The 24,786-nt window shown below is 73.3% G+C and carries 24 protein-coding genes, 1 other RNA gene and 1 pseudogene; 14 read left to right on the top strand and 12 right to left on the bottom strand.

The genetic code is table 11. The annotated features are described in order from the left end of the window. The first annotated feature begins 74 nt into the window (after positions 1-74). From NP777_RS35665 to NP777_RS35655, 3 genes are all read left to right on the top strand, one after another. The gene (locus tag NP777_RS35665; RefSeq protein WP_256654329.1) at positions 75-986 is read left to right on the top strand and encodes a LysR family transcriptional regulator; all 912 of its coding nucleotides are present in this window, start codon (positions 75-77) and stop codon (positions 984-986) included. Positions 987-1,056: 70 nt separating this feature from the next. Next, entirely contained in the window at positions 1,057-2,142 is a 1,086-nt protein-coding gene (locus NP777_RS35660; RefSeq protein WP_256654328.1) for a tartrate dehydrogenase, read from the top strand. A 37-nt stretch (positions 2,143-2,179) separates the two neighbouring features. Continuing rightward, positions 2,180-2,581, top strand: a complete 402-nt coding sequence (locus tag NP777_RS35655; protein WP_256654327.1) for a VOC family protein — start codon at positions 2,180-2,182, stop codon at positions 2,579-2,581. 87 nt (positions 2,582-2,668) lie between these two features. Here the strand turns inward: NP777_RS35655 and NP777_RS48655 are convergent, their stop codons facing one another. From NP777_RS48655 to NP777_RS35640, 4 genes are all read right to left on the bottom strand, one after another. Then, the gene (locus NP777_RS48655) at positions 2,669-2,746 is read right to left on the bottom strand and encodes a 50S ribosomal protein bL37 (RefSeq protein ID WP_372486533.1); all 78 of its coding nucleotides are present in this window, start codon (positions 2,744-2,746) and stop codon (positions 2,669-2,671) included. 195 nt (positions 2,747-2,941) lie between these two features. Further along, the gene (locus tag NP777_RS35650) at positions 2,942-3,166 is read right to left on the bottom strand and encodes a hypothetical protein (protein ID WP_256654326.1); all 225 of its coding nucleotides are present in this window, start codon (positions 3,164-3,166) and stop codon (positions 2,942-2,944) included. A gap of 114 nt (positions 3,167-3,280) precedes the next feature. Further along, positions 3,281-3,686, bottom strand: an RNA gene (gene rnpB / locus NP777_RS35645) — RNase P RNA component class A. A 39-nt stretch (positions 3,687-3,725) separates the two neighbouring features. Then, the gene (locus NP777_RS35640; RefSeq protein WP_256654325.1) at positions 3,726-4,301 is read right to left on the bottom strand and encodes a Uma2 family endonuclease; all 576 of its coding nucleotides are present in this window, start codon (positions 4,299-4,301) and stop codon (positions 3,726-3,728) included. Positions 4,302-4,838: 537 nt separating this feature from the next. Between NP777_RS35640 and NP777_RS35635 the strand changes: the two genes are divergently transcribed. From NP777_RS35635 to eda, 3 genes are all read left to right on the top strand, one after another. After that, the gene (locus tag NP777_RS35635) at positions 4,839-6,494 is read left to right on the top strand and encodes a glycoside hydrolase family 13 protein (RefSeq protein ID WP_256654324.1); all 1,656 of its coding nucleotides are present in this window, start codon (positions 4,839-4,841) and stop codon (positions 6,492-6,494) included. Between the two features lie 220 nt (positions 6,495-6,714). After that, on the top strand, positions 6,715-7,518 hold the full coding sequence (gene yaaA, locus NP777_RS35630; RefSeq protein WP_256654323.1) for a peroxide stress protein YaaA: 804 nt from the start codon (positions 6,715-6,717) through the stop codon (positions 7,516-7,518). A 171-nt stretch (positions 7,519-7,689) separates the two neighbouring features. After that, positions 7,690-8,355: a bifunctional 4-hydroxy-2-oxoglutarate aldolase/2-dehydro-3-deoxy-phosphogluconate aldolase gene (eda, locus tag NP777_RS35625; RefSeq protein ID WP_256654322.1), complete on the top strand. Its 666-nt coding sequence runs from the start codon at positions 7,690-7,692 to the stop codon at positions 8,353-8,355. A 54-nt stretch (positions 8,356-8,409) separates the two neighbouring features. On the opposite strand, the gene NP777_RS35620 is transcribed toward eda, so the two are convergent. From NP777_RS35620 to NP777_RS35605, 4 genes are all read right to left on the bottom strand, one after another. Continuing rightward, the gene (locus NP777_RS35620; RefSeq protein ID WP_256654321.1) at positions 8,410-9,615 is read right to left on the bottom strand and encodes a bifunctional RNase H/acid phosphatase; all 1,206 of its coding nucleotides are present in this window, start codon (positions 9,613-9,615) and stop codon (positions 8,410-8,412) included. 4 nt (positions 9,616-9,619) lie between these two features. Beyond that, positions 9,620-10,363 (bottom strand): zinc ribbon domain-containing protein, encoded by a 744-nt coding sequence (locus NP777_RS48250; RefSeq protein WP_308405315.1) that lies wholly within the window; start codon positions 10,361-10,363, stop codon positions 9,620-9,622. A 42-nt stretch (positions 10,364-10,405) separates the two neighbouring features. Then, on the bottom strand, positions 10,406-11,254 hold the full coding sequence (locus NP777_RS35610; protein WP_256654319.1) for a Nif3-like dinuclear metal center hexameric protein: 849 nt from the start codon (positions 11,252-11,254) through the stop codon (positions 10,406-10,408). A 174-nt stretch (positions 11,255-11,428) separates the two neighbouring features. Beyond that, on the bottom strand, positions 11,429-12,463 hold the full coding sequence (locus NP777_RS35605) for an ABC transporter substrate-binding protein (RefSeq protein ID WP_256654318.1): 1,035 nt from the start codon (positions 12,461-12,463) through the stop codon (positions 11,429-11,431). A 227-nt stretch (positions 12,464-12,690) separates the two neighbouring features. On the opposite strand from NP777_RS35605, the gene NP777_RS48650 reads away from it, so the two are divergent. Both NP777_RS48650 and NP777_RS35595 read left to right on the top strand, forming a co-directional pair. Next, complete coding sequence (locus tag NP777_RS48650) at positions 12,691-14,775, top strand: hypothetical protein (RefSeq protein WP_391858640.1); 2,085 nt, start codon at positions 12,691-12,693, stop codon at positions 14,773-14,775. A gap of 133 nt (positions 14,776-14,908) precedes the next feature. Continuing rightward, complete coding sequence (locus NP777_RS35595) at positions 14,909-15,070, top strand: hypothetical protein (protein WP_210947434.1); 162 nt, start codon at positions 14,909-14,911, stop codon at positions 15,068-15,070. 148 nt (positions 15,071-15,218) lie between these two features. Here the strand turns inward: NP777_RS35595 and NP777_RS35590 are convergent, their stop codons facing one another. The 3 genes from NP777_RS35590 to NP777_RS35580 all read right to left on the bottom strand — a co-directional run bounded on the left by NP777_RS35590 (position 15,219) and on the right by NP777_RS35580 (position 18,204). Further along, positions 15,219-16,160 (bottom strand): 3-oxoacyl-ACP reductase, encoded by a 942-nt coding sequence (locus NP777_RS35590; protein ID WP_256654348.1) that lies wholly within the window; start codon positions 16,158-16,160, stop codon positions 15,219-15,221. After that, on the bottom strand, positions 16,157-17,242 hold the full coding sequence (locus NP777_RS35585) for a Zn-dependent alcohol dehydrogenase (RefSeq protein ID WP_256654317.1): 1,086 nt from the start codon (positions 17,240-17,242) through the stop codon (positions 16,157-16,159). Before NP777_RS35585 ends, NP777_RS35590 begins: the two co-directional genes overlap by 4 nt. 107 nt (positions 17,243-17,349) lie before the next feature. Further along, positions 17,350-18,204: a MaoC/PaaZ C-terminal domain-containing protein gene (locus NP777_RS35580; protein ID WP_256654316.1), complete on the bottom strand. Its 855-nt coding sequence runs from the start codon at positions 18,202-18,204 to the stop codon at positions 17,350-17,352. Between the two features lie 346 nt (positions 18,205-18,550). Here NP777_RS35580 and NP777_RS48245 point away from each other — a divergent pair. Continuing rightward, positions 18,551-18,715: pseudogene (locus NP777_RS48245) on the top strand (LuxR C-terminal-related transcriptional regulator); the annotation flags it as partial. Positions 18,716-18,730: 15 nt separating this feature from the next. Here NP777_RS48245 and NP777_RS35575 read toward each other — a convergent pair. Next, on the bottom strand, positions 18,731-20,182 hold the full coding sequence (locus tag NP777_RS35575) for an MFS transporter (RefSeq protein ID WP_256654315.1): 1,452 nt from the start codon (positions 20,180-20,182) through the stop codon (positions 18,731-18,733). A 310-nt stretch (positions 20,183-20,492) separates the two neighbouring features. Here NP777_RS35575 and NP777_RS35570 point away from each other — a divergent pair, with 310 nt between their 5' ends. The 5 genes from NP777_RS35570 to NP777_RS35550 all read left to right on the top strand — a co-directional run bounded on the left by NP777_RS35570 (position 20,493) and on the right by NP777_RS35550 (position 24,732). After that, positions 20,493-21,086 carry a class I SAM-dependent methyltransferase gene (locus NP777_RS35570; RefSeq protein ID WP_256654347.1) on the top strand — a complete coding sequence of 198 codons (594 nt, stop codon included), beginning with the start codon at positions 20,493-20,495 and terminating at the stop codon, positions 21,084-21,086. A 126-nt stretch (positions 21,087-21,212) separates the two neighbouring features. Beyond that, positions 21,213-22,139 (top strand): N-acetylmuramoyl-L-alanine amidase, encoded by a 927-nt coding sequence (locus tag NP777_RS35565; RefSeq protein ID WP_256654314.1) that lies wholly within the window; start codon positions 21,213-21,215, stop codon positions 22,137-22,139. Positions 22,140-22,301: 162 nt separating this feature from the next. Beyond that, a complete protein-coding gene (locus NP777_RS35560) occupies positions 22,302-23,132 on the top strand; it encodes a DUF5336 domain-containing protein (protein WP_256654313.1) in 831 nt (276 codons plus the stop codon). Positions 23,133-23,316: 184 nt separating this feature from the next. Then, a complete protein-coding gene (locus tag NP777_RS35555) occupies positions 23,317-24,327 on the top strand; it encodes an LLM class F420-dependent oxidoreductase (RefSeq protein WP_256654312.1) in 1,011 nt (336 codons plus the stop codon). 111 nt (positions 24,328-24,438) lie between these two features. Next, positions 24,439-24,732, top strand: coding sequence for a hypothetical protein (locus NP777_RS35550; protein WP_043237004.1), 294 nt, complete (start codon positions 24,439-24,441; stop codon positions 24,730-24,732). Positions 24,733-24,786 lie beyond the last annotated feature (54 nt).

The following is a 24,786-nucleotide window of genomic DNA, read 5'->3' as shown; positions in this document are numbered from 1 at the left end:
CCTTGGCGACAATGCTTATAAGCAACGCCTATGGACGTGTACGGGCGGCGAAAGTGGCGGGAGGAGGCGGCGCGGTGGATGTGCGGCAACTGGAGTACTTCCTGGCCGTGGTGGACCACGGCGGGTTCAACCGGGCCGCCTCCGCGCTGTATCTGTCCCAGCCGTCCCTCTCCCAGGCCATCCGCGCCCTCGAGCGCGACCTGGGCAGCGACCTCTTCCACCGCATCGGCCGCCGGGCGGTCCTCACCGACGCGGGCACGGCGCTGATCGGACCGGCGCGGGAGGCGGTGCGCAGCCTCCAGCTCGCGCGGGCCAGCGTGGAGTCGGTGCACGGGCTGCGCGGCGGCCACGTGGACATCGCGGTCTCGCCCTCCCAGGCCGTCGAGCCGCTGACGGGGCTGATCGACCGCTTCGCCCGCGCCCACCCCGCGGTGTCCGTACGCGTACAGGCCGCGTTCACCCCGCGCGATGTGACGGAGATGGTGCGTACCGGCGTGTGCGAGCTGGGGCTGCTGGCCTCCCCCGACCCCCTACCGCGGGGCGATGTGCGCACCTATCCGCTGTCCGAGCAGCGCTTCGTGCTGCTGACACCCCCGGACGGGCCGTTCCGCCCAGGGGTGCCGGTGCGCCATGAGGAGCTGTCCGGACACCGGCTGATCGTGGGCCAGAAGGGGACGGGGATGCGCCGTTACGTCGACGATCTGGTGGCCGGGGGCGTCGAGCTGACCGTCGTGGTCGAGACCGAGCACCGGGTGTCGATCCTGCCGCTGGTGCTGCGGGGCGTCGGCCTGGCCGTGGTGGCCGACGCCTGGCGCGGCCTCGCCGAGCGGGCGGGGGCCCTGGTGCTGGACCTGGAGCCGAGCACCAGTCTGCATATCGCCCTGGTCAGCAGGCGGGCGCCGCTGACACCGGCGGCGGAGGCGTTCGTCGGCACCGCCATGGGATCCCAAGGAACCTCAGCCGTGGAATCCCAAGGAACCTCATAGGGCGGGCCTATAAGACCCATGCGAACTGCGTCTTGGACGCGGAAGTCGCTCCCCTGCTGCAATCCCCTCCATGACGAACCGCCGCACGGCCACCACCCACCGCATCGCCCTGATCCCCGGCGACGGCATCGGCAACGAGGTCATCCCGGCCGCCCGCCGCGTCCTGGACGCCGTCGCCGCCCGGCACGGTCTCGGCTTCAGCTACGAGACGTTCGACTGGTCCTGCGAGCGCTATGCCGACCTCGGCGCGATGATGCCCGACGACGGTCTCGACCGGCTGCGCGGCCATGACGCGATCCTGCTCGGCGCGGTCGGCTACCCCGGCGTCCCGGACCATGTGTCGCTGTGGGGGCTGCTGATCCCCATCCGCCGGGGCTTCCAGCAGTACGTCAATCTGCGCCCCATCCGCGTCTTCGAGGGCGTGCCCAGCCCGCTGCGCGACGCGGGCCCCGGCGATGTCGACCTCGTCGTCGTCCGGGAGAACGTCGAGGGCGAGTACGGCGAGATCGGCGGCCGTCTCGGGCGCGGGCTGCCGGAGGAAATGGCGGTCCAGGAAGCGGTGTTCACCCGCAAGGGCGTCACCCGCGTCCTGGACTACGCCTTCTCCCTCGCCGAGCGGCGCGGCGGCCGGCTCACCTCGGCCACCAAGTCCAACGGCATCGTCCACACCATGCCCTTCTGGGACGAGCTGGTGGCCGAACGCGCCGCCGCACACCCGGAGGTGGTCTGGGACCAGGAGCACATCGACGCCCTCGCCGCCAAGTTCGTCCTCGACCCGCGGCGCTTCGACGTCGTGGTGGCCTCGAACCTCTTCGGGGACATCCTCAGCGACCTCGCCGCCGCGGTCGCGGGCAGCATCGGCATCGCCCCCGCGGCCAACCTCAACCCCGAGCGCGACTTCCCGTCCATGTTCGAGCCCGTCCACGGCTCCGCCCCCGACATCGCCGGGCGCGGGATCGCCAATCCGCTCGGCGCGATCTGGTCCGCCGCGATGATGCTCGACCACCTCGGCCACCCCGAGGCGGCCACCCACGTCACCGACGCCATCGCGACCGTCCTGGCGAAAACCCCCGTCCGCACCCCCGACCTGGGCGGCACGGCCACCACCGAGGAATTCACCGACGCGCTGCTCGAACTGCTCTCCCGCCGCCCCTGACGGAATAACCGCGGCCGATCACACCTTGCTGCTGAACATGCGCATCCTCCGCACCTACGCGCGCGTCTACGCCACCGACCTGGACGCGGCCCTGACACCGCTCACCGCCGTCACCGGTGAACCGATCACCACCCGCTTCACCATGCCGAACGGTCTGGAGCTGGCCACCGTGGGCCGGGTTCTGGTGGTGGCGGGGGACGAGGGGACGCTGGAGCCCTACCGGGCGACCTCGGCCACGCTGATCGTGGACGACCTGGACGAATGCCAGGTGCGTCTCACCGGGGCCGGAGCCCAGCTCGTACGCGGCCCGCAGAAGGTCCCCACCGGCAGAAACCTGACCGCCAGGCTGCCCGGTGGCGCCCAGATCGAATACGTCGAGTGGGACGAGGCCCAGTGGGAGCGCGCCGGAGGCCGCCCGGACGCCTCGAACCCCTCGTAGACCGACTGACGGGGCTCCCCGTGCCCGGGGCGCGGTGGCGCCACGCGCTCGGGGAGCCCGTCGCTGTCACTCGGCAGAAGCCCCAGGTCAGGACTGGGGGCGGCGGCCGTGGTTGGCTCCGTTCTTGCGACGGGCCTTCTTCTTACGACGTCGCTTCGACGACATGTCGCCTCCTTTCCAGCAATGCGTTTCGCCCTATGTGTACCGATTGCCTCGGCATCTCAAGCGATGATCGCGGCGCGCTTACCCAGCCCCTCGGCACATCACGCCCCTCCGTGAAACACCTCACGCCGCGCATCAGGCCAGGTCGAGGATGGAGCGGTGGCATACGTCGGCGCACCGGGCGTCCGCCGAAACCGGCTACCCCTCGTCGCGGGCGAACAACTCGAGGCGCCCGCACTCGGGGCAGCGGTAGGCCACTATCTGCCGCCGGGTCCGGCCAATCCGCTTGGCGCCCCCGAAAATTCCCCGCTCCATCGCGCCTTCGATCCAGCGCGCGTACCCGCGCGAATGCTCGCCCGCATCCTCGATGAAACCTTCTGCCAGACCGACGGTGCCGCACTGGGCGCACGTGTAGTTGTTCATGCCGTGAGTCTAGGAAACCGTGCGGCCAGGACGAACCCGCGGCCGCCGACTCCCGCCCGGGGCGGCCATCTTGGCTTCGGCGTCCCGGCCGTGAGTTCGGCAGAGACCGGGCGGCGGACGAGTCGGCCTGTACGCCGGGTTCTGTCTCCCGGGGGCCTCGCGGCCCTCGGGGAGGCGGCCATCCATCTAGGACCGGCGTTGCCGCCGGTCTCGTGCGGTCTACCCGCGGACTCGGGCGGGCAGCCCTCGGTCGTCCGCGCAGAGCCGCCGTGCGGCGGCTCCTCTTGACCTTGCTCCAGGTGGGGTTTACCGAGCCGTCCGAGTCACCTCGGACGCTGGTGGTCTCTTACACCACCGTTTCACCCTTACCGGTCGCCTCGCGGCGTCCGGCGGTCTGTTTTCTGTGGCACTGTCCCGCGGGTCACCCCGGGTGGGCGTTACCCACCACCTTGCCGTGTGGAGCCCGGACGTTCCTCGGCGGGGCCCTTGAGGACCCCGACGCGACCGCCCGGCCGGCTCGTCCGCCGTGTTGACCATGATACCCGGCGGGCGGGGCGGCTCAGACGAAGCGGGTCGTCTCCAGTGCGAAGGAGAAGGGAGCGGGCAGGTCGGGCTGCTTACCGAAGGGGACCGTGACGTGCTGACGGTAGTCGCCGTTCTCCGGGTCGCTGAAGAGCGTCACATCGCTGTTGTCCCGGTCGACGAGAAGGTAGAGGGGGATACCACCGCGCGCATAGCAGTGGCGCTTGGCCTTGCGGTCCCGGTCCGGCTTGGTCGAGGTGACCTCGGCGACCATGGACACGCCCTCGCAGGGCATCCAGGGTTCGGCGCCGCGGAAGAGCTCCAACTCGGTTGGGGCGAAGGTACCGTCGGGGATCACATGGTTCCGCACGCAGAGACCGCCGCGCGGGACGGTGAGGCCCTTGTTCCCGGAGAAGTCCATGTCCGCGGCGGACTTCCTGATCACCTGCTTGAGGATCACGTTGATGTGATCCTCGTGGTCCCCGTCCGGCGGCGGTGTCACAACGATTTCCCCCTCGATCAGCTCGGCCCGGAAGCCTTCCGGCGTATCCAGGGCCAAGAAACCCTCCAACAGGACGTGGTCGTGGTCCTGCGTGAGCGGTTCGTGTGCCATGGCGCTCAATGCCACCCTCTTCCCTGTCTCGCCGCCGGCCTAGGTATCGAGGGGGTCGATACCCGGCGGAAAGGGCCTTCCTCACTCGATCGTGTCACAGAAGCCCCCGCGCCGGGCAGTGCGCGCGTCGACCGGGCCGGTGGCGCACGCCATGATGCCGGCGCTCGGCGCGTACACGGTGCTGTGGATACTCGGCCCGCACGCCGCCCGCGTCGTACGACCCCCTGTGCTCGGCGGCCCGCTCACCGGCGAGTACGACGGGATCCGGACGGTCAGGTTTTCACCCGGACGAGCCCCGGGCGCTGCTCGCCGGCGGGGCGGTGCTCCTCGGCGGAATGACGCGCCGGGGAGCCGCCGACGCACGGCGACTCGGCCCAACGGCGCCCTACCCCGTCCCGAGTCCGCCGTGGCATGCTCGGCGGACCATACGCGCGGCATCGACACCGAGGCGTTGACACCGAAGCCCATCCTGGCTCGCGGACCCGCCGTCCACGACGGCGGTCCCGTTCTGACACAACCCATCACCGCGAGGACCCCGTGACCCTTCAGCCCTCGGACCCCAACTGGTGGCGGCAGGCCGTCTTCTACCAGATCTACCCCCGCAGCTTCGCCGACTCCAACGCGGACGGCATCGGCGATCTGCCCGGTGTCACCTCCCGGCTGCCGTACCTCGCCGACCTCGGCGTGGACTGCGTCTGGCTGAGCCCGTTCTATCCGTCCGCGCTCGCCGACGGCGGCTACGACGTGGCCGACTACCGCGATGTCGACCCGCGCCTCGGCACCCTGGACGACTTCGACCGGATGGTCGCCGAGGCGGACCGGCTCGGGCTGAAGGTCATGGTCGACATCGTGCCCAACCACACCTCCAGCGACCACGCGTGGTTCCAGGAGGCGCTGCGCTCGGCGCCCGGCTCCGCCGCCCGCGACCGGTACGTGTTCCGCGACGGGCGCGGGCCGGACGGCTCGCTCCCGCCCACCGACTGGATCTCCTGCTTCGGCGGCCCGGCGTGGACCCGGCTGCCCGACGGGCAGTGGTATCTGCACCTGTTCGCGCCCGAGCAGCCGGATCTGAACTGGGACCACCCCGAGGTGCGCGCCGACTTCCTCACCACGCTGCGCTTCTGGTCCGACCGGGGGGTGGCGGGCTTCCGTGTCGACGTGGCCCACGGCCTGGCCAAGGACCTGGCCGAACCGCTGCGCGACATAGGCGACGTACGGGGCTACGACCCGGACGAACTGCCCGAGGACGGCAGCCACCCGCTGTGGGACCGCGATGAGGTGCACGGCATCTTCCGCGACTGGCGCAAGGTGATGAACGAGTACGACCCGCCGCGGATCGCCGTGGCCGAGGCATGGGTCCGCAACTCCCGCCGCACGCCGTACGCCGGCCCCGACGAGCTGGGCCAGGCGTTCAACTTCGACTTCCTCTACACCCCGCTGTCCGCGCCCGCGCTGCACACCGCCATCGACGGCGCGCTGCACGACGCCCGTACGGCCGGTGCCTCGGCCACCTGGGTGCTCTCCAACCACGATGTGATCCGGCACGCCACCCGGCTGGCGCTGCCCGACGAGCTGAGCCGGGCGGGGCGGGAGGCGTGGCTGCTCGCCGACGGCCGGGAGCCGGAGGCCGACGTGGAGCTGGGGCTGCGCCGGGCCCGTGCCGCGACGCTGCTGATGCTCGCGCTGCCGGGGTCGTCGTATCTCTACCAGGGCGAGGAGCTGGGCCTGCCGGAGGTGGCCGATCTGCCCCGGGAGGCGCTCCAGGACCCGACGTGGGAGCGCAGCGGCGGGCGGGTCAAGGGCCGGGACGGCTGCCGGGTGCCGCTGCCGTGGACGCGGTCCGGCCCGTCGTTCGGCTTCGGCGCGGGCGGTTCCTGGCTGCCGCAGCCGGAGTACTTCGGCGAGCTGTCGGCCGAGGCGCAGAACGGGGTGGCGGGTTCCACGCTGGAGCTGTACCGGGAGGCGCTGCGGCTGCGCCGTGCGCTGGGCGGCGACGAGGGCGTGGAGTGGGTCGGCTCGGTGGAGGAGCTGAGCGCGGGGGTGCTGCACTTCCGGCGCTCCACCGGCTGGCACAGCCTCAGCAATCTGTCGGCGGTTCCGGTGCCGCTGCCGGAGGGGCTGGAGGTGGTGCTGGCCAGCGGGCCGCTCGACGGGGGCCGGGTGCCGGCGCGGACGACGGTCTGGCTGCGCTGACCCCTTACGGGAAGTGCCACGAAGTGCCGTCGTGCGCCTGCGGCCGCGTCGTGGCCGGTCGCGCGGTTCCCCGCGCCCTTTCGGGGCGCGCCCGAACCGCACCGGACTCCAGCGAGGCCGCTCAGCCGGAGGCCGTAGGCTGCGGGGCGGGGCGGGCCCGGTTCTCCGGGCCCGCCCCGCGACCCGTCGCCGACGGCCATTCGACCTCCGAGGAGAGACCGTGCTCGTGCTGCTGCCCCCGTCCGAGGGAAAGGCCACAGGAGGCTCCGGGTCCCCGCTGGACCTGGGATCGCTGTCGCTGCCGGGCCTGGGGGAGGCGCGGGCGGAGGTGCTGGACGAGTTGGTGTCGCTCTGTTCGGGCGACGAGGGGAAGGCCGCGGAGGCGCTGGGGCTCAGCGAGGGGCTGCGCGGCGAGATCGCCAAGAACGCGGCGCTGCGGGAGGCCGCGGCGCGGCCCGCCGGAGAGATCTACACCGGTGTGCTGTACGACGCGCTCGGCCTGGCCACGCTGCCTGCCCCCGCCCGCCGCCGGGCCAAGCGGTCGCTGCTGGTCTTCTCCGGTCTGTGGGGCGCCGTACGGATCGACGACCGCATCCCCTCCTACCGCTGCTCGATGGGGGTGAAGCTCCCGGGACTCGGCGCGCTCGGCACGTACTGGCGGACCCGGACCCCGATGGCCGAGGTGCTTCCGGAGGCCGCCGGGGAGGGGCTGGTGCTGGACCTGCGCTCGGCGGCGTACGCGGCGGCGTGGAAGCCCAAGGGGGCGGTCGCCGAGCGGACGGCGACGGTGCGGGTGCTGCAGTCGAAGATCGTGAACGGGGTCGAGAAGCGGTCCGTCGTCAGCCACTTCAACAAGGCCACGAAGGGCCGGATGGTACGGGACCTGCTGACCTCGGGCGCCGAACCGGACGGCCCCGGCGAACTGGTGGAGGCGCTGCGCGGGCTGGGGTACGTGGTAGAGGCCGCGCCGCCGGAGCGGGCGGGCCGGGCGTGGGGGCTGGATGTGGTGGTGACGGAGGTGTAGGCGGCCCGGTGCGTCGCGCTCGCCCGCCCGTTCCGGGCCGCTGGTGGCGGGCCCGGCCGCTGCCCGCCCTGCCCGCTGGGCGGGGCCGCGGGCCCGGCCCCGCCCGTCCCGCGCCCCGCTCATTGCGACATGCGCAACCACCATTGCGCGGTGCGCCGCGCCGCGGGCAGGATGGACGCCGTGACTAGCACCGTGCCCTCCGGTTCCCCGGACTTCCCGGATTCCTCGCTGCTCGACCTCGCCCCCGTCATCCCCGTGGTCATCGTCCACGACGTGGCCGACGCGGTTCCGATGGCCCGTGCGCTGGTGGCGGGCGGGCTGCCCGCGATCGAGGTGACCTTCCGGACGCCCGCCGCCGCGGACGCGATCCGGGCGATCGCCGACGAGGTGCCGGACGCGGTCGTCGGCGCCGGTACGGTCCTGACCCCGGAGCAGGTGGAGACGGCCGTCGCCGCCGGGTCGCGCTTCCTGGTCACGCCCGGCTGGACGGACCGGCTGCTGGGGGCGCTGGACGCGTCCGGGCTGCCGTATCTGCCGGGCGTCTCGACCACCTCGGAGGTCGTGGCACTGCTGGAGCGCGGGGTCGAGGAGATGAAGTTCTTCCCGGCGGAGGCGGCCGGGGGCACCGCGTATCTGAAGGCGCTCGCCTCACCGCTCCCCCGGGCCCGCTTCTGCCCGACGGGCGGGGTCAACGCCTCGAACGCCCTCGGGTATCTGTCCCTCCCCAACGTCGGCTGCGTGGGCGGCACTTGGATGCTGCCGCCGGACGCGCTCGATGCGGGCGACTGGGCCCGGGTGGAGTCCCTGGCCCGGGAGGCGGCGGCCCTGCGGCGGTGACGGCGGCCGCCGGTCGGCACCGCTACAGAACCGCCGCGACCGGCACCGTGACCGCTACCGCAGATGCGCCGTCTCGTTCAGCAGCCTCAACGACGCGTTCCCGTCCCCGTAGTACGCCACCGCCGTCAGCGACGCCGCCGAGAGTTCCATGCGGAACAGGGACTCCGGCGGGGCGCCCAGGGCCAGCCGGACCAGGGTTTTGATCGGGGTCACATGGGTGACCAGCAGCACCGTACGGCCCGGGTAACGGGCGATCAGCTTGTCGCGGGCGAGCGCGACCCGGCGGGTGACCGCCGCGAAGCTCTCGCCGCCGCCGGTGGGGGCCACCTCCGTGGAGGCCAGCCATGCGTCCAGGTCGTCCGGGTGGCGCTCCTTGACCTCCGCGAAGGTCAGGCCCTCCCAGGCGCCGAAGTCCGTCTCCCGCAGCCCCTCTTCGACGCGTACGTCCAGGCCCAGCCGCCGGGCCACCACCTCGGCGGTCTCCCGGCAGCGCCGCAGCGGTGAGGCGACGACGACCTGGATGGTGCCGCGTGCGGCGAGCGCCGCCGCCACCCGCTCGGCCTGGTGGCGGCCCACGTCGGAGAGTTCGGGGTCGGTGCCGCCGCTGCCGGAGAAGCGCTTCTCGGGGGTGAGCGGGGTCTCCCCGTGCCGGAGCAGGACGAACGTGGCGGGGGTGCCCAGATCCGCCGGGCCCCAGCCCACCGCCGGGGCCGCCCCCGTGGCGGCGGGCTCGGCGAGGGTGTCGTCGGCGGGTGCGGCGGCCTCGGTGTCGTCGGCGGGTGCGGCGGCCTCCGGCGCCCCCGCCGCCAACGTGCCGCCGGGCGGCACCTTCGGCTGCCACCGCTCGCCCCGCTTGCCCGCGTCCATCGCCTCGTTGGCGAGCCGGTCCGCGTGCTTGTTGTGCTCGCGCGGGATCCACTCGTACGTCACCTGGCCGGGCGGGACGATCCCCTTGGCCTCGGCGGCGAGCGGCCGCATATCGGGGTGCTTGATCTTCCAGCGGCCCGACATCTGCTCGATGACCAGCTTGGAGTCCATCCGCACCCGGACCTCGGCCGCCGGGTCCAGGGCGTACGCCGCCCGCAACCCGGCGATCAGGCCCTTGTACTCGGCCACGTTGTTGGTCGCGGTGCCGAGGTACTCGGCCACCTCGGCGAGCGTCTCACCGGTCTCGGCGTCGCGCACCAGGGCGCCGTAACCGGCCGGCCCGGGGTTGCCCCGGGACCCGCCGTCCGCCTCGACGATGAAGCGCCGCGCCATCGGCCTACAGCCCCGACTCGGGCGTACGGACCAGGATCCGGCGGCAGTTCTCGCACCGCAGCACCGTGTCGGGGGCCGCCGAGCGCACCTCGTTGAGCTCGGTGATGGCGAGCTCCTGGCGGCAGCCGTCGCAGCTCCGCTGGTAGAGCCGGGCCGCGCCGACGCCGCCCTGCTGCCCGCGCAGCTTGTCGTAGAGCTTCAGCAGATCGGCGGGGATGGTCCCGGCGATCACCTCGCGCTCCTTGGTGACGGTCGCGATCTCGGCGTCGATCCCCTCGGCCGCCGCGTCCCGGCGCGAGGTGGCGTCACCGATCTTGGCCTGGAGGGACTCCACCCGCTCGGTCAGCTCGGCGGCCCGCTCCTGGACGGACTCCCGGCGCTCCATGACCTCCAGGACGACGTCCTCCAGGTCGCCCTGGCGCTTGGCGAGGGAGGCGATCTCGTGCTGGAGGTTCTCCAGGTCCTTCGGCGAGGTGACGGCACCGGAGTCCAGGCGCTTCTGGTCGCGGGCGGCGCGCTGGCGCACCTGGTCCACGTCCTGCTCCGCCTTGGTCTGCTCGCGGGCGGTGTCGCTCTCCTCGGTCTGCGCGGCGATGAGCAGATCGCGCAGCTGGGTGTGATCGGCGTTCAGCGTCTCGATCTCGGCGTGCTCGGGCAGCGTCTTGCGCTTGTGCGCGAGCTGCGACAGCCGGACGTCGAGCGCCTGGACGTCGAGGAGGCGGATCTGATCGGCGGGCGCGGCATTCAGCGTGGGGCTCCAGGGGAGTCGAGTTGGGGACGGGAAACGAGGTCAGGGCGTCGGGCGAGGGACGGCCGGGGCCGCGGCGTGGGCCGTCCAGGGGTCGGTCACGATACGGGAGACATGCGTCCGCAGACCCCAGCCGTGCCGGTCGGAAATCTCGTCCAGCTGGGCCGCGGCCTGTTCGGTCCAGGGCCATTCGGTGGCCCAGTGCGCGGCGTCCAGCAGGGCGAGATCGCTGCGCTCCCGCGCCTCCGAGGACGGGTGGTGACGGAGATCGGCGGTGAGGAACGCGTCGACCCCGGCCGCGCGCACCGCGTCGAAGAGGCTGTCGCCGGAGCCGCCGCTGACGGCCACCCGGCGGACGTGACGGTCCGGGTCGCCCGCGGCGCGGATCCCCTGCGCGGTGGCGGGCAGCCGGGCGGCGGCGCGCTGGGCGAACTGCCGCAGCGTCTCGGGGCGGTCGAGCTCGCAGATCCGGCCCAGCCCGCGGCGGCCCTCGGGGTCGGTGGCGTCGGGCACCAGCGGGGCGACGATCCGCAGGTCGAGCGCGCCGGCGAGGGCGTCGGAGACGCCGGGGTCGGCGGTGTCGGCGTTGGTGTGCGCGACATGCAGGGCGATGTCGTGCTTGATCAACGTGTGCACCACCCGGCCCTTGAAGGTGGAGGCGGCGACCGTGGTGGTTCCCCGCAGATAGAGCGGATGGTGGGTGATCAGCAGATCGGCGCCGAGGTCCACCGCCTCGTCGGCCACTTCCTGGACCGGGTCGACGGCGAACAGCACGCGGGTGACCTCGGCGTCGGGGTCACCGCACACCGTGCCGACGGCGTCCCACTGCTCCGCCCGCTCGGGCGGCCAGAGGGCGTCGAGCGCGGCGAGGACGTCGTTGAGTGCGGGCACGGGGCAAGGCTACCTCCCGGATCACGGCTGAGCCCTGCCCCGGCCTTCACTCAGCGCGACGACCGTCGCCAGGGCTCCGCCCGGGAGGGAGTTCGCTCCCGGGCGGCACTCCAAGTTCCCGGGCGGAGACGTTCAGCGGAGACGTTCAGCGGAGAGGTTCAGCGGAGACGCTCATCAGCGGACGAGGTAGCCGCGCAGGTCGTCCAGGACCCGGTCGGCGGCGGTGACGCCGAGGCCCAGGTACCAGGTCTCCTCGTCGACGGATCGGGCCCGGCCCGCCTTGACCGCCTTCAGCTTCTTCCACAGCGGATTGGACTGCGCCTGGTCGCGCTTGGTGGCCTTGGGGTCGCCGTAGACACCCGTGAAGATCCAGTCGGCGTCGGCCTCGTTGATCCGCTCCGGGCCGATCTCCGCGGCGAGGTCGTCGATCCGCTGGTTCTTCGGGCGCGGCAGACCGACGTCCTGGAGGATGGTGCCGATGAAGGACGCCTTGGCGTAGAGCCGGGTGGCCTGCGGCATGAAGCGGAGCATGGTGATCGTCGGCTTGTCGGCGCCGATGTCCGCACCGAGCTTCTCGGCCTTCTTCTCGTACGCGTCGAGGGCGCGCTCGGCCTCGGCGGTGCGGTCCAGGGCCGCGGCGTTGAGGCGGTAGTTCTCCTTCCAGGTGAAGCCGGGGCGGATGGTGAAGACGGTCGGGGCGATCTGCTTCAGCTCGTCGTAGAGCGACTCGGCGCGCAGCTTGCTGCCGAGGATCAGATCGGGGTGGAGGGCGTTGATGGCCTCGAGGTTGAGGTTGTTGATGGTGCCGACGTTCTTCGGGTTCCCGGCGTCCTTCTTGAGGTAGTCGGGTATCGCCTGGTCGCCCTCGGAGGGGGCGTAGCCGACCGGCTTCAGCCCCAGCGAGACCACGTTGTCGAGTTCGCCGACGTCGAGCACCACGACCCGCTTCGGCTTGCTCTTGAGCTCCGTCTTCCCCATCGCGTGGGTGATGGTGCGGGGGAACACGCCGGGCCCCGCCTTCGTGCCCAGCTTCGCGGTCTCCTCGGCCGCCTTGCCGAAGTCCTTGCCGCCCTGGGCGACGGACTTCCCGCCCCCGCCGTTGCGCTTGCCGTCGCCCGCGCCGTCCTCCGACGATCCACAGGCGGTGAGGGAGAGCGCCCCGGCCAGGGCGAGGGCGAGGGCGGCGCTGCCGCGGGCGCGCAGGGACATGACGGAGCTCCAGGGATAGCCGGGCGCGCCCGTTCGCACGAGCGCGCCGATCGCACTTAGGTATGCCTTACTTTAATCACAAACCATCCTCGCGTCGCTTACAGCACATTCACCCCCGACCTCTCAGGCGAATCGGGCAAGGGCCACACTTACGGGTGGAGCGCACCCATTACGGCCTTCGGCAGCGAGTGCGAAAACTACGTTCAGTGGCCGGAGGTGACCGACCGATGACTGCCTGTGCCTTCGACACCGCTCTCACCGGGGGCGTCGGCGACCGGCCACGAGGGGGTTTCACCATCGCCTCGGACCGCTCGTACGGCGCGCGGCTCGCGCTCGGCGGGGAGGCGGGCTGCTGGTACCCCGAGCGCTGGACGCTGGACGGCCCGGAGCCCTACGCCGTGCCGCTGCCCGCCGCCCAGCCCGAGGAGCCGGACAGCGAGTTGCTGCCGCTGGCCGACGGGCAGGTGCTCATCCACCGCCGGGTGGCCGGCCACCACGCCTTCTCGCTGCTCTACCCGACCGGCCCCGGCACCGGCGAGCGCCCGCTCGGCGGGATCGACCGCGCCGAGGTCTCGCTGCTGCCGCCCGCGCCCGGCGGCCTGTGCGCGTTCGCGCTGGGGCGCGGGCCGCGGTCCACCTCCGTCTGGCTGCTGTTCGGCGGCGGCGTCCTCGCCCCCCAGCACCTGGCCGAGGTGCCCGGCCGCTGTACGGGCGGCAGTTGGCTGGACCGTACGGCCCGGCTGCTGGCCCTCGACCGCGAACTCGACGGCCGGACCAAGACCGTCGTGGTCGATCTGCGGCGCGGCGGCGAGACCAGCCCGCTGCTCCAGATCACCGAGCGCAGCGACGACCGGCTGCTGCTCGCCGACCCCGACAGCGGTCTGCTGCTCGTACGGTCCGACGCGCCCGGCGAGGAGCGGCTGGGCTGGGGCGTGCTGGGCAGCACCCGGCCGGTGCGGTTCCCGGACTGCCTGCGGCCCGCGGGGTGGTCGGAGGCCACGCCGTTCGCGGTGCAGCCGGGGCAGGTGCTGACGCCCGAGGTGTGCGCGGTGGCCTTCCGCATCGACGGACGAGGCGGTTCCGGGTCCGGGATCGCGGCCGGGGCCGGGCGGCCGTGGGTGGGCGTATGGCGCCCGGCGGAGCGGCGCCTGCGCGAGTTCCCGGCCCCGGAGGGCTGGCTCCCGGGCGCGGGCCTGTGGACGAGGGACGGCGAACTGCGACTGCCGTACGCCACCCCGCAGGTGCCCTGCGGGCTGGCGAGGGTGCGCCCGACCGGGGCGGCGGGGGCGGCGGGGACCGCAGGGGCCGCCGGGTCGGCGTCGAGGCTTTCGGGCGGCTCATGGGCGAGCGGCGCCACGAGCAACGCCGCGCACAGCACCGCGCACAGCACCGCGAGCGCGGCGGAGCCGCCGGGGGTGGGGTCGTTCGGGTCGGCGGAGGCTCGCTGGAGACCCGACGACACGACGGGGTCGTGGCGGCGGGACGACACGACGGGGTCGTGGAGACCGGGTGACGCGGCGGCGGCGTGGGGGTCGGGTGACGCAGCGGCGGCGTGGGGGTCGGACGAGGCGACCGGAGCGCGGCGGAGCGCGCCGGTGGCGCCGGTGTCCGAGCCATCCGGCCAGGTGGCGGAGGTGTCCGGCCCGGCCACGGCCCTGACGCCGGAGGCGCTGTGGCGACGGGACGACACGACCGGGGCCCGGCGGAGCGCGCCGGTGGCGCGGGCGTCCGGCTCGGCCCCGGCCGAGGCGGCCCCGGCCGAGGCGCGGGGCGTTCAGGCGCCGCGGGCGGCGACGCCCGCGGCCGGGGCCGGGGCCGGGGCCGCGACCAGGATCACACCGTGGACCCGGGTCGGCGGGCCCGGCACGGCCGCCCCCGTGCGAGCGTCCGGACCGGCGCCCGCGCCGACGCCGTCGCCGTCCCGGGCACCCGAGCCGATGCCGCTGCGGGAGCGGACGCCGCTGCCCGTACACGAGCCGACCCCGATGGCCGTACACCAGCCGACGCCGCTGCCCGTACACGAGCCGACGCCGATGTCCGTACACCAGCCGACGCCGCTGCCGGTACACGAGCCGACCCCGCTGCCCGTGCACGAGCGGGTGCCGGAGCCCGAGTGCGGGTCCGGGGTGGAGCCGTGGGGTGGGACCGGGTCGTGGGCCGGGGTCGAGCAGGAGATGGGGCCCGAGCCGGAGCCCGCTCCCGGGACCGGTCTGACCCCCGCCCTGCGGCCCGTACCGCTGCAGCAGGCGCCGCTCGCCCGGCCACCGGGGCCCCGGCCACCCCGCTGGGTCCGGGATCACCCACTTGGTTAGACTCGGGCAGGGGCTGCGCATCCCTGCGTTCACACGCGGGACGCCTCGGGTGATGCGCATGGAACGTCGTGCGACATCGTGGTCAGCCCCTTTCGCACAGTACAAAGCGATCTGACGGGGTGACGTACCCACCATGTCCGAAACCCACATCGACACGACCCAGGCGCGCCCGCGGGACGCCGCCGCGGCACAGGCCGATGGCGCTCAGGGCAAGCACCGGGGGCAGGCCGCGTCCGAGGAGACCCAGGCACCGGCCCACGGCCGTCACCGTCGCCCGAACGAGAACGGTTCCTGAGCCCCGAAGGGAGCCCAAGAACCTCATCAGGCCCGTAGGCACCTCGAGGGTCGTCCCCGATCGCGGGACGGGCTGGATTTCCGCCGGAAGTCCGGCCCGTCCGGCGATCGCGGGGTGCCCCGGGCGCCGGGCCCCGGCCGGCGGCGCCTCACCCCCGCTTGAGCCCCAGCACCTCCACCGCCGCGAAGCCCTCCCCGCCCCGCTCCGCGAAGTACGGCGTCAGCGCCGCGTCCAGCTCCTCGAAGCCGAAGGCATCCCCCTTCGCGTCCACCTTCGCCGCGACCTTGGGCCGCTCCAGGATCGCCAGCATGCCGCCGTGCACCACGAACACCTGGCCGTTCACCTTCGCCGCGGCCGGTGAGGCGAGATAGCCGACCAGCGGGGCCACGTGTTCCGGGGCGAGGGCGTCGAGGCGGCCGTCCTCCGGGAGCGCGAAGTCGGCGAAGACGTCCTCGGTCATCCGGGTGCGGGCGCGCGGGCAGATGGCGTTGGCCGTCACCCCGTACTTGGCGAGGGCCGCCGCCGTGGAGGTGGTCAGCCCGACGATGCCGCCCTTCGCCGCCGCGTAGTTCGGCTGGCCCGGCGAACCGGCGAGGAACGCCTCGGAGGAGGTGTTGACGATCCGGCCGTGCACCGGGCCGCCGTCCGCCGCCTTGGACCGCTCGCGCCAGTGCGCGGCGGCGAAGCGGATGGTGTTGAAGTGGCCCTTGAGATGGACCCGGATCACCGAGTCCCACTCGTCCTCGCCCATCGAGAAGACCATCCGGTCGCGCAGGATGCCCGCGTTGTTGACCAGGATGTCCAGCGCGCCGTAGGTGTCGATCGCGAGCCGGACCAGCTCGCCCGCCCGCGCGAAGTCGGCCACATCGCCCGCGTGGGCCGTGGCCCGGCCGCCGGCCGCGCGGATCTCCTCGGCGACCTGCTCGGCGGGGCCCGCCGACGCCTCGCCGCTGCCGTCGCGTCCGCCCTGTCCGTAGTCGTTGACGACGACACTGGCGCCCAGCCGCGCCAGCTCCAGGGCCTCGGCGCGGCCGAGGCCGCGCCCGGCGCCCGTCACGATCGCGGTCTTCCCGATCAGCGGGCCGGTCACATCTCGATGCATGTGCGCAGCGCCTCCCCGGTCCGCATCTGGCCGATCGCGTCGTTGATCTCGCCGAGCCGCACCCGGTGGGTGATCAGCCCTTCGAGGTCGATCCGGCCCGCCCGCCACAGGTCGATGGTGCGCCGGTAGGAGCGGAGCACATCGCCGCCGCCGTACAGCGAGGGCAGGATCCGCTTCTCGTCGAAGAACAGCTCGAACATGTTGAGCTGCAGGAAGTCGTCCAGCGCCCCGGCGCCGACGACGCACAGCGTGCCCCCGCGCCGGGTGATCTCGTACGCCCGGCGTGCGGTGGCGGAGCGGCCCACGACCTCGAAGACGTAGTCGAAGCCCTCGCCCGCCGTGACGCTGTTCTTGGCGGCGTCGAGGCAGTCCGGGGCCACCGCCTCGGTGGCGCCGAAGCGCAGCGCGGCCTCGCACCGCGACTCCACGGGGTCGACGGCGACGATCCGCGCCGCGCCCGACGCCCTCGCCCCCTGGATGACGCTGATCCCCACCCCGCCGCAGCCGATGACCGCGACCGACGAACCGGCCTCCACCCGGGCGGTGTTGAAGACGGCGCCGAGCCCGGTGGTCACCCCGCAGCCGATGAGCGCCGCGATGTCGTACGGGACGTCGTCGGGGATCGGCACGGCACAGGGCGCGGCCAGCACGATCTCCTCGGCGAAGGTCCCGGTCCCGGACATCCCGAAGACGTCCTCCGGACTGCCGCCGGGGCGGCGGAAGTTGGGGGTTCCGGCGTTCATGAACCCGGTCAGGCACAGCTCGGTCTGACCGCGCTGACAGGAGGGACAGCCGCCGCACGCGGGCAGCCAGCACACCAGCACCCGGTCACCGGCGCTCAGCCCGGTCACCCCGTCGCCCACGTCGAGGATCTCGCCCGCGCCCTCGTGGCCGGGGACGAACGGCGCGGGCTGCGGCAGCACCCCGGCCATCGCGGAGAGGTCGGAGTGGCACAGCCCGGTGGCCCTCAGCCGCAGCCGGACCTTGCCGGGGCCGAAGCCCACCGCCTCGATGTCGTCGAGGACCTCGAGCTTGTCCTGTCCCGTCTCGTGAAGTACGGCTGCGCGCACAGCGGCTCCTCATGATGTCGAGCGTGCGTGATCTCAGGCGTGCGTGGCCCGCGTGGTCTCGGGCGTGCGTGGCCCGCGTGGTCGCAGGTCTGCGTGCCCAGGTGGTCTCAGGTGTGTTCGACGACGGTGTCGGTGAGGACCGGTGCGTCGTCCCGCTCGACGGCGGTCGCCGTCACCTGGACGCGCCCCTCGTCCCGCCACATCCGGACGCGCAGGGTCTCGCCCGGGTAGGCCACCCCGGCGAAGCGGGTGGTGTACGAGCGCACCCGGGCCACCTCCCCGTCCAGCGCCGTGTCCACGACCGCCTTGAGCACCATCCCGTACGAGCACAGCCCGTGCAGGATGGGCTTCTCGAACCCCGCCACCTTGGCGAACTCGGGGTCGGCGTGGAGCGGGTTCCAGTCCCCGGAGAGCCGGTAGAGCAGCGCCTGGTCCTCGCGGATGGCCCGCTCCACGGTGCGGTCCGGCTCACGGGCCGGGGGCTCCAGGCGGTCGGAGGGGCCGCGCTCACCGCCGAAGCCGCCCTCGCCCCGGACGAAGATCCGGGTGTCGCAGGTCCACAGCGGGCCGTCCGCGTCGGCCACGTCGGAGCGCAGCACGATGACCGCCGCCTTGCCCTTGTCGTAGACGGCGGCGACCTTCGAGGTCTGGGTGGCGTCCCCGCCGAGCGGGATGGGCCGGTGCAGTTCGACGGTCTGGCCGCCGTGCAGGACGGCGGCGAGGTCGACGTCGATACCGGGTGCGGCCATGCCCCCGGCGACCGCCATCCCGCCGCCCGCGACGGTCGCGAAGCTGGGGAGCACATGGAGCTTGCTCTCCAGGGTGTAGCGGAGCTCCTGGGGGTCGGTGGCGGGGATTCCGGCGCCGATGCCCAGGTGATAGAGCTGGATGTCCTTCTGCCCCCAGATGAGAGCCGTGCTCCGGGGTTCGGCCGAGACGGCCTTCGCGACATCGATGGGCATGGGGCGACACCACTCCTTGGTCCGCTCGCTGGGCCACGGTCCGAAGACCCCGGCCCGCCCGTCCGCACCGTCGGCCGCGCCGGGGTCGTCGCTGGTCGGCAGGGTCGCGTCGTCCGCGTGGACATGTAGAACGCGTTCTAGCCGATGGCACCCTGTATAGCCCAATCGCCCCGAAGGGGGAAGGGTGCGGACAGCCCGTACTGACGGTCCGTCAGGTGGCGGCGGCCGGGGCGCCGAAGGCCCTGGGACACATGTCATGGCCATCCCCCGACATCCGCGTCTGCCCAGCTCATACGGGGATCCGTAAGGTCAGCCGGATGTATGCCACCGCCGAGCGCATCGGGCGAAGCGCGAGGTGCTCTCGGCGGCGGCGGACGGGGCGACGGTCGCGGACATCGCGGCCTAGGCGCGCCTCTCCCCCGCCACCGTGCGCGACTATCCCTCCTCGGCCATCGGCGAGACCCCGACTCGCAACCGCATGGAGGCCGTCCGCGCCACCCGCCGGAACGGCCGGGCAAGTCGGCCGCTAGGAGCCGCGGGTGACCGCGGGCGTACGCGGCAGCAGCAAGGCCATCAGCACCACCGCCGTCGCGATGATCCCGGTGGCCACGACGAAGGCACGGCCGTACCCGGCCGCGAGCGCCTCCGGGCCGGCCCCGCCGTGCGCCGCGATCCGCTCGGCCGCGACCGTGGCCAGCACGGTCAGCCCGAGCGCGCCGCCGATCTGCCGCGAGGTGTTGACCAGCCCCGACACCAGCCCCGCCTCGGAGGGGGTGGCTCCCGAGGTGGCGGAGGCGGCGAGCGGGGTCATCATCAGCCCGCTCCCGAGCGACATGATGATCGCGGGGCCCAGGACCGTCCCCACATAGGTGCCGTCGGCACCCATCCGGCTCTGCCACGCGTAGCCGACGACGGCCAGCGAACCGCCCGCGATCGCCAGCAGCTTGCCGTCCACCCGGGCCATCAGCCGGGGCGCGAGCTTCGAGCCGAGGACGATCGACAGGCTGTGCGGGAGGAAGGCGAGCCCGGCCTTCACCGGGCTGAAGTGCAACACGTTCTGCAGATAGAGCGACATGAGGTACCACATGGCGAACATGCCGCCGCCGCACACCACCATCACCGCGTTCGCCGCCGACACCGCCCGGATGCGGAACAGCCGCAGCGGCATCAGCGGCTCCCGCGTACGCGCCTCGACGGCCACGAACACCGCGAGCAGGGCGACGCCCGCGAGCAGCGGCAGCAGCGAGGCGGCGGCGGTCCAGCCGTGCGGTTCGGTCTGCACGATGCCGTACGCGAGCGCCGCGACGCCCGCCGTGACCAGCACCGCGCCCGGTATGTCGAGCCGCCGTACCACTCCGGAGCGGCCCTCGGTCAGAAACACCGCCGCTGCCGCCAGCACCACGGCCCCGACCGGCACATTGACCAGCAGCACCCAGCGCCAGGACAGGTACTCGGTGAGCACACCGCCGACCAGCCCGCCCGCCGCGCCCCCGCCGGCGCCGACCGCCGTCCAGGTGCCGATGGCCCGGGTGCGGGCCGCGCCGGTCGGGAAGGTGGTGGTGAGGATGGTGAGGGTGGCCGGGGAGAGCACGGCCGCGCCGATGCCCTGCAGCGCGCGGGAGGCGATCAGCTGCCAGGGCTCCTGGGCGACGCCACCGGCGAGGCTGGCCGCGGTGAACAGCCCGAGCCCGGCGAGGAAGACCCGTTTCCGCCCGAAGAGGTCGGCCGCGCGCCCGCCGAGCAGCAGGAATCCGGCGAAGGTGAGCGCGTAGGCGTTCACCACCCACTGCAGCGCGGTCCCGCCGAGCCCCAGGTCCGTACGCATCGACGGCAGCGCGACGTTCACCACCGAGACGTCGAGCACCACCAGGAACTGCCCGGAGCAGGCGGCCAGCAGGACCGCCCAGACCGGGGGCGAGGCGCGCGGGCCCCGGACGGTGGCCGCGGTTTCCGGGGGGAGGGGCGCTGGGGTGGACATGACGGCGATGCTCGCATCCGGAAGCCGCCCTGCGCATCAGCGTTTCCGCGCATTTGGGGAGGGCGTCGGACCTAGGGTCCTTCTGACGGATCTCCGCTCTCCGCCAGAAGGACCCTAGGGCCGGTCCGATGGATCAGGGCCGGGCAGGCCCTGGTACCGCCCCGGTGGGCGCCCGTCGAGGGGCCGTGGCCCCGGGCACGGCGGGCCGGTGGCGGTGCGGCAGGATGAGCGGGTGACTCAGTCTGCTGCCGCCGCCTCCGTGGTCCCCGACCGCACCGTGCTCGACGCCTTCGAGGCGGCGAAGGGCTTCATGCCGCTGGACGAGGGGCTCGCCCTGTACGCCGCGGCCGTGCGGGCTGCGGCGCCGGGGCTGCCGCTGGTGGAGGTCGGCACGTACTGCGGGCGCTCCACGATCCTGCTGGCCGACGCCGCCCGCGCGGCCGGGACGGTGGCCGTGACCGTGGATCACCACCGGGGCTCCGAGGAGCAGCAGCCGGGCTGGGAGTACCACGACCCGGAGGTGGTCGACCCGGAGGTGGGGCGGATGGACACGCTGCCCACCTTCCGCCGCACCCTCCACCGGGCGGGCCTCGAGGACCATGTCATCGCCGTGGTCGGGCGGTCCCCTCGGGTCGCGGCGGTGTGGGGGAAGCCGGTCGGTCTGGTGTTCATCGACGGCGGCCACACCGACGAGCACGCGAGCGCCGACTACGAGGGCTGGGCGCCGCATATCGCGCCGGGCGGGCTGCTGGTGATCCACGACGTCTTCCCCGATCCGGCCGACGGCGGCCAGGCGCCGTACCGGATCTACCGCCGCGCGCTCGCCTCCGGCGCGTTCACCGAGATCTCCGCCACCCGCTCACTCCGCGTCCTGCGCCGCACGGCGGGCGCCCCGCCCGCCTGACCGCGAGCACATGGCCGGGACGCCCGACTTGTCCCGTCGCCGCCCGGGGCCGGGCGGCCAGGCCCGGCGGGGCCGCCACCCGCCCGGCGCCCGTGGCGCATCGGGCGGGCCGCTACCATCGCCCGCGTGTCCAACGGCAGCTTTTTCCCAGAGCCCGGTCGCCGCGGCGGCACCCTCGCCATCGCCCTGGTGGTGCTGATACCGGCCTGTTTCGTCGGCTGGCTGCTGTGGAGTTCCCAGGGCGATTCGAAGGACGACGGCGCGGGCGGGGCGAGCGGGCCCACGACCTCCTCGACCTCCTCCCCGCCGCCCCCGTCGTCCGGCGCGTCCGCACCACCCGCGCCATCCGGGGAGGCCGGAAAGCCCGGAGCGGCCGGGGAGTCCCTGAAGGGCAAGGTCGTGGTGATCGACCCCGGCCACAATCCGCACAACCGCGACCACCCCTCGCGGATCGCCCGGCTCGTGGACATCGGCACCGAGAAGAAGGAGTGCGACACCACGGGCACGGCCACCAACTCCGGCTACCCCGAGGCGTCCTTCACCCTCGATGTGGCGCGCCGCGCCCGCACCCTGCTCGAAGCGCGCGGCGCCACCGTGCGGTTCACCCAGGACGGCGACCGGACGTACGGGCCGTGCGTCGACGAGCGCGCGGAGATCGGCAACAGGGCCCACGCCGACGCCGTGGTCTCCGTGCACGCGGACGGCGCGGCCGCCGGGGAGCGCGGCTTCCATGTGATCCTGCCCAAGTCCGTACGCGGCGGCGGCGCGGACACCTCCGGCATCACCGCGCCCTCCCGCCAACTCGGCGAGCGGCTGCGCGGCGAGTTCGCCAAGGCCACCGGCAGCGCGCCCGCGCGGTACATCGGCGACGGCAGCGGGCTGGACGTCCGGGGCGACCTGGGCGGGCTCAACCTCTCCACCGTTCCCAAGGTGTTCATCGAGTGCGGCAATATGCGCGACTCCCAGGACGCCGCCGAACTGACCGACACGGCGTGGCGCGAGCGCGCGGCGCGCGGCATCGCGCAGGGCATTACGGACTTCTTGAACGAGTAGGGCTTCCACAACCGAACGGGAGGTCACGACCGGGATACCGATGGGACACCCCCGGTCTCCGCAGGCGGATTCACCCGTACGATGGGGCCCACCCCCGACGCCTTCGCGCTATCGCGCCTGGCGGCAGCGCTCGTACAGACGAAACCGACAAAGGACCTCACGTTGAACATCCGCTCGCTCACTCGAGGCGACGGCGTGGTGATCGGAGCAGCGGTGTTGCTGTTCATCGCCTCCTTCCTCGACTTCTACACCGTCGACTGCGGCGGTAGCAGCTTCTGCAAGGACGCCGGTGAGAACGGATGGAAGTCCGACTTCTTCCCCGTACTGCCGTCGATCTTCCTGGCCGGCCTGATCGCGGCGGCGCTCATCGTCTCCGCGCGTTTCCAGCCCGCGCCCCGCAACCTCTTCGGGCTCTCGCTCGACCAGTGGGGTTCGGCGCTCGCGGTCTTCGCGGCCTGGAGCTCGCTGTGGACGATCATCGGTGGCCCGGATGGAGTCGACAAGGGCGTCGGGCAGATCCTCGGCCTGGTCGCCACCCTGGCGATGGCGGCCGTCGCGCTGCTCACCCAGCGCGTTCCGGCCCTGAAGGCCCCGCTGATGAACGCCTCCGGCCCGGCCCCGTCCCCGTACGGTGCCCAGGGCCCGCAGCCGGGGTACGGCTACCCGGGTCCGGGCGGTGCCCAGCCCGGCGCCCCCGCGCCGTACGGCGCCCCGCAGCCCGGCCAGCCGCAGCCCGGCCAGCCCTTCGGCGGCCAGCAGGCTCCGGCCCCCGCCCCGTCGGCCGCGGGTGGCGGGGACTTCGCCCCGTTCTGGTTCGCGGTGCCGGTGGCCCGTCCGCTGTACGCGGAGGACGGCTCGTCCAGCACCATCGCCGAACTGGCCCCCGGCACCTGGTACCTCGCGGTGGAGCAGCGCGGTCAGGCGCTGGTCGCCCAGACGCAGGACGGCCGCCGCGGTGTGCTGCAGGACACCACGGGGATCCAGCGCGGCTGACCCGCGCATGCGCGACTGACCCGTGCCCGCGTGTCGTATGACGCGTCCACGGCCCCTCGCCCGTAACGCTCGGGCGGGGGGCCGTTGCCATGTGCGGCCCCGGCCCGTACAGTCCGGCCGGTGTGCGGCTGACGTGCCGTCAGCCGCCGTTCTCCACTCTGTCCGGCGGAACGAGGGGGCTTCCATGCGGCTCGGTCTGGCGCTCGGCTACTGGGGCCGCGGCCCCGACCCCCGCCATCTGGAACTCGCCCAGGAGGCGGAGCGGCTGGGCTACCACTCGGTGTGGACCGCCGAGTCCTGGGGCTCGGACGCCTTCACCCCGCTCACCTGGCTCGCCGCGCACACCACCCGGATCGCGCTCGGCACGGCGGTGGCGCAGATGGCCGCCCGCACCCCCACCGCCACCGCGATGCAGGCGCTCACCCTGGACCATCTCTCCGGCGGCCGGATGATGCTGGGGCTGGGGCTGTCCGGGCCGCAGGTGGTCGAGGGCTGGTACGGACGCCCGTTCCCCAAGAGCCCGCTGACGGCGACCCGGGAGTATGTCGAGGTCATCCGGCAGGTGCTGAACCGCGAGGCGCCGGTGCGGCTGGACGGGCGCTACCACCCGCACCCCTACGCCGGGCCGGACGCCACCGGCCTCGGCAAACCCCTCAAGCCCATCGTCCATCCGCTGCGCGCCGGCCTCCCGGTGCTGCTCGGCGCTGAGGGGCCCAAGAACATCGCGCAGACCGTGCGCATCGCCGACGGCTGGCTGCCGCTGTACTGGTCGCCGTCGCGGACGGAGCTGTACCAGGCGACGCTGTCCGACGCCCGGGACGGCTTCATGGTGGCGCCGATGACACAGGTGCGGGTGTGCGCCGATGTGGCGGAGGGGCTGAAGCCGGTCAAGGCGATGCTCGGCTTCTACATCGGCGGAATGGGCCACGCGGCCCGGAACTTCCACGCCGATCTGATGGCCCGCTTCGGCTACGAGGCCGAGGCGCGCCGGGTGCGGGAGCTGTTCCTGGGGGGACGGCGCGCGGAGGCGATCGAGGCGGTGCCGGACGCCTTCGCCGATGAGATCTCGCTGGTCGGGCCGCGGGAACGGATCGCGGAGCGGCTGGAGTTGTGGCGCAAGGGCCCGATCACGGATCTGCTGGCGCTGGCGCCGGACCTCGAGACGCTGCGGGTGCTGGCGGAGCTGGCGGGCTGAAGCGCGTCGTACGCGGGCCGGCTGACCGTGTCGTACGGGCTTACCGTCGGCCTCGTACGGGTGTGCGGCCGCGCCGAGTTTGGCTTCGCTTCGCGGGGCAACACGTGAGGCATGTCACGAAGTTATCGCCACGGAAGCAACCAGGCGGCGACCGTCGTGGCGGTCGTCGCGGACGTCATGGCCGTCATCCTCGGCCTCTGGATCCTGTTCGCCCTTCTCGACGCGAACCGCGCCAACGACCTCGTAACCGTGGTCCACGACGCGGCGAGCTGGCTCGCGAGCTGGTCCCATGATCTCTTCACGATGGACACGGACTGGCTCCGGACCGTCCTCAACTACGGCCTCCCGGCCGTGGTGTACCTCTTCATCGGCCACGCCATCGCCGGCCGGCTCCGCCGCGGCTAGCGGGCGTCCGACGGTTCGTGACGCCTGCGGCGCGTCTTTCCCCTACCCGCCCCT

This window comes from Streptomyces rugosispiralis, assembly GCF_024505145.1.
In the GTDB taxonomy this organism is placed as follows: domain Bacteria; phylum Actinomycetota; class Actinomycetes; order Streptomycetales; family Streptomycetaceae; genus Streptomyces; species Streptomyces rugosispiralis.
Note: the sequence above shows the minus strand (reverse complement) of the source record. Positions and strands in the feature narration are given on the sequence as shown.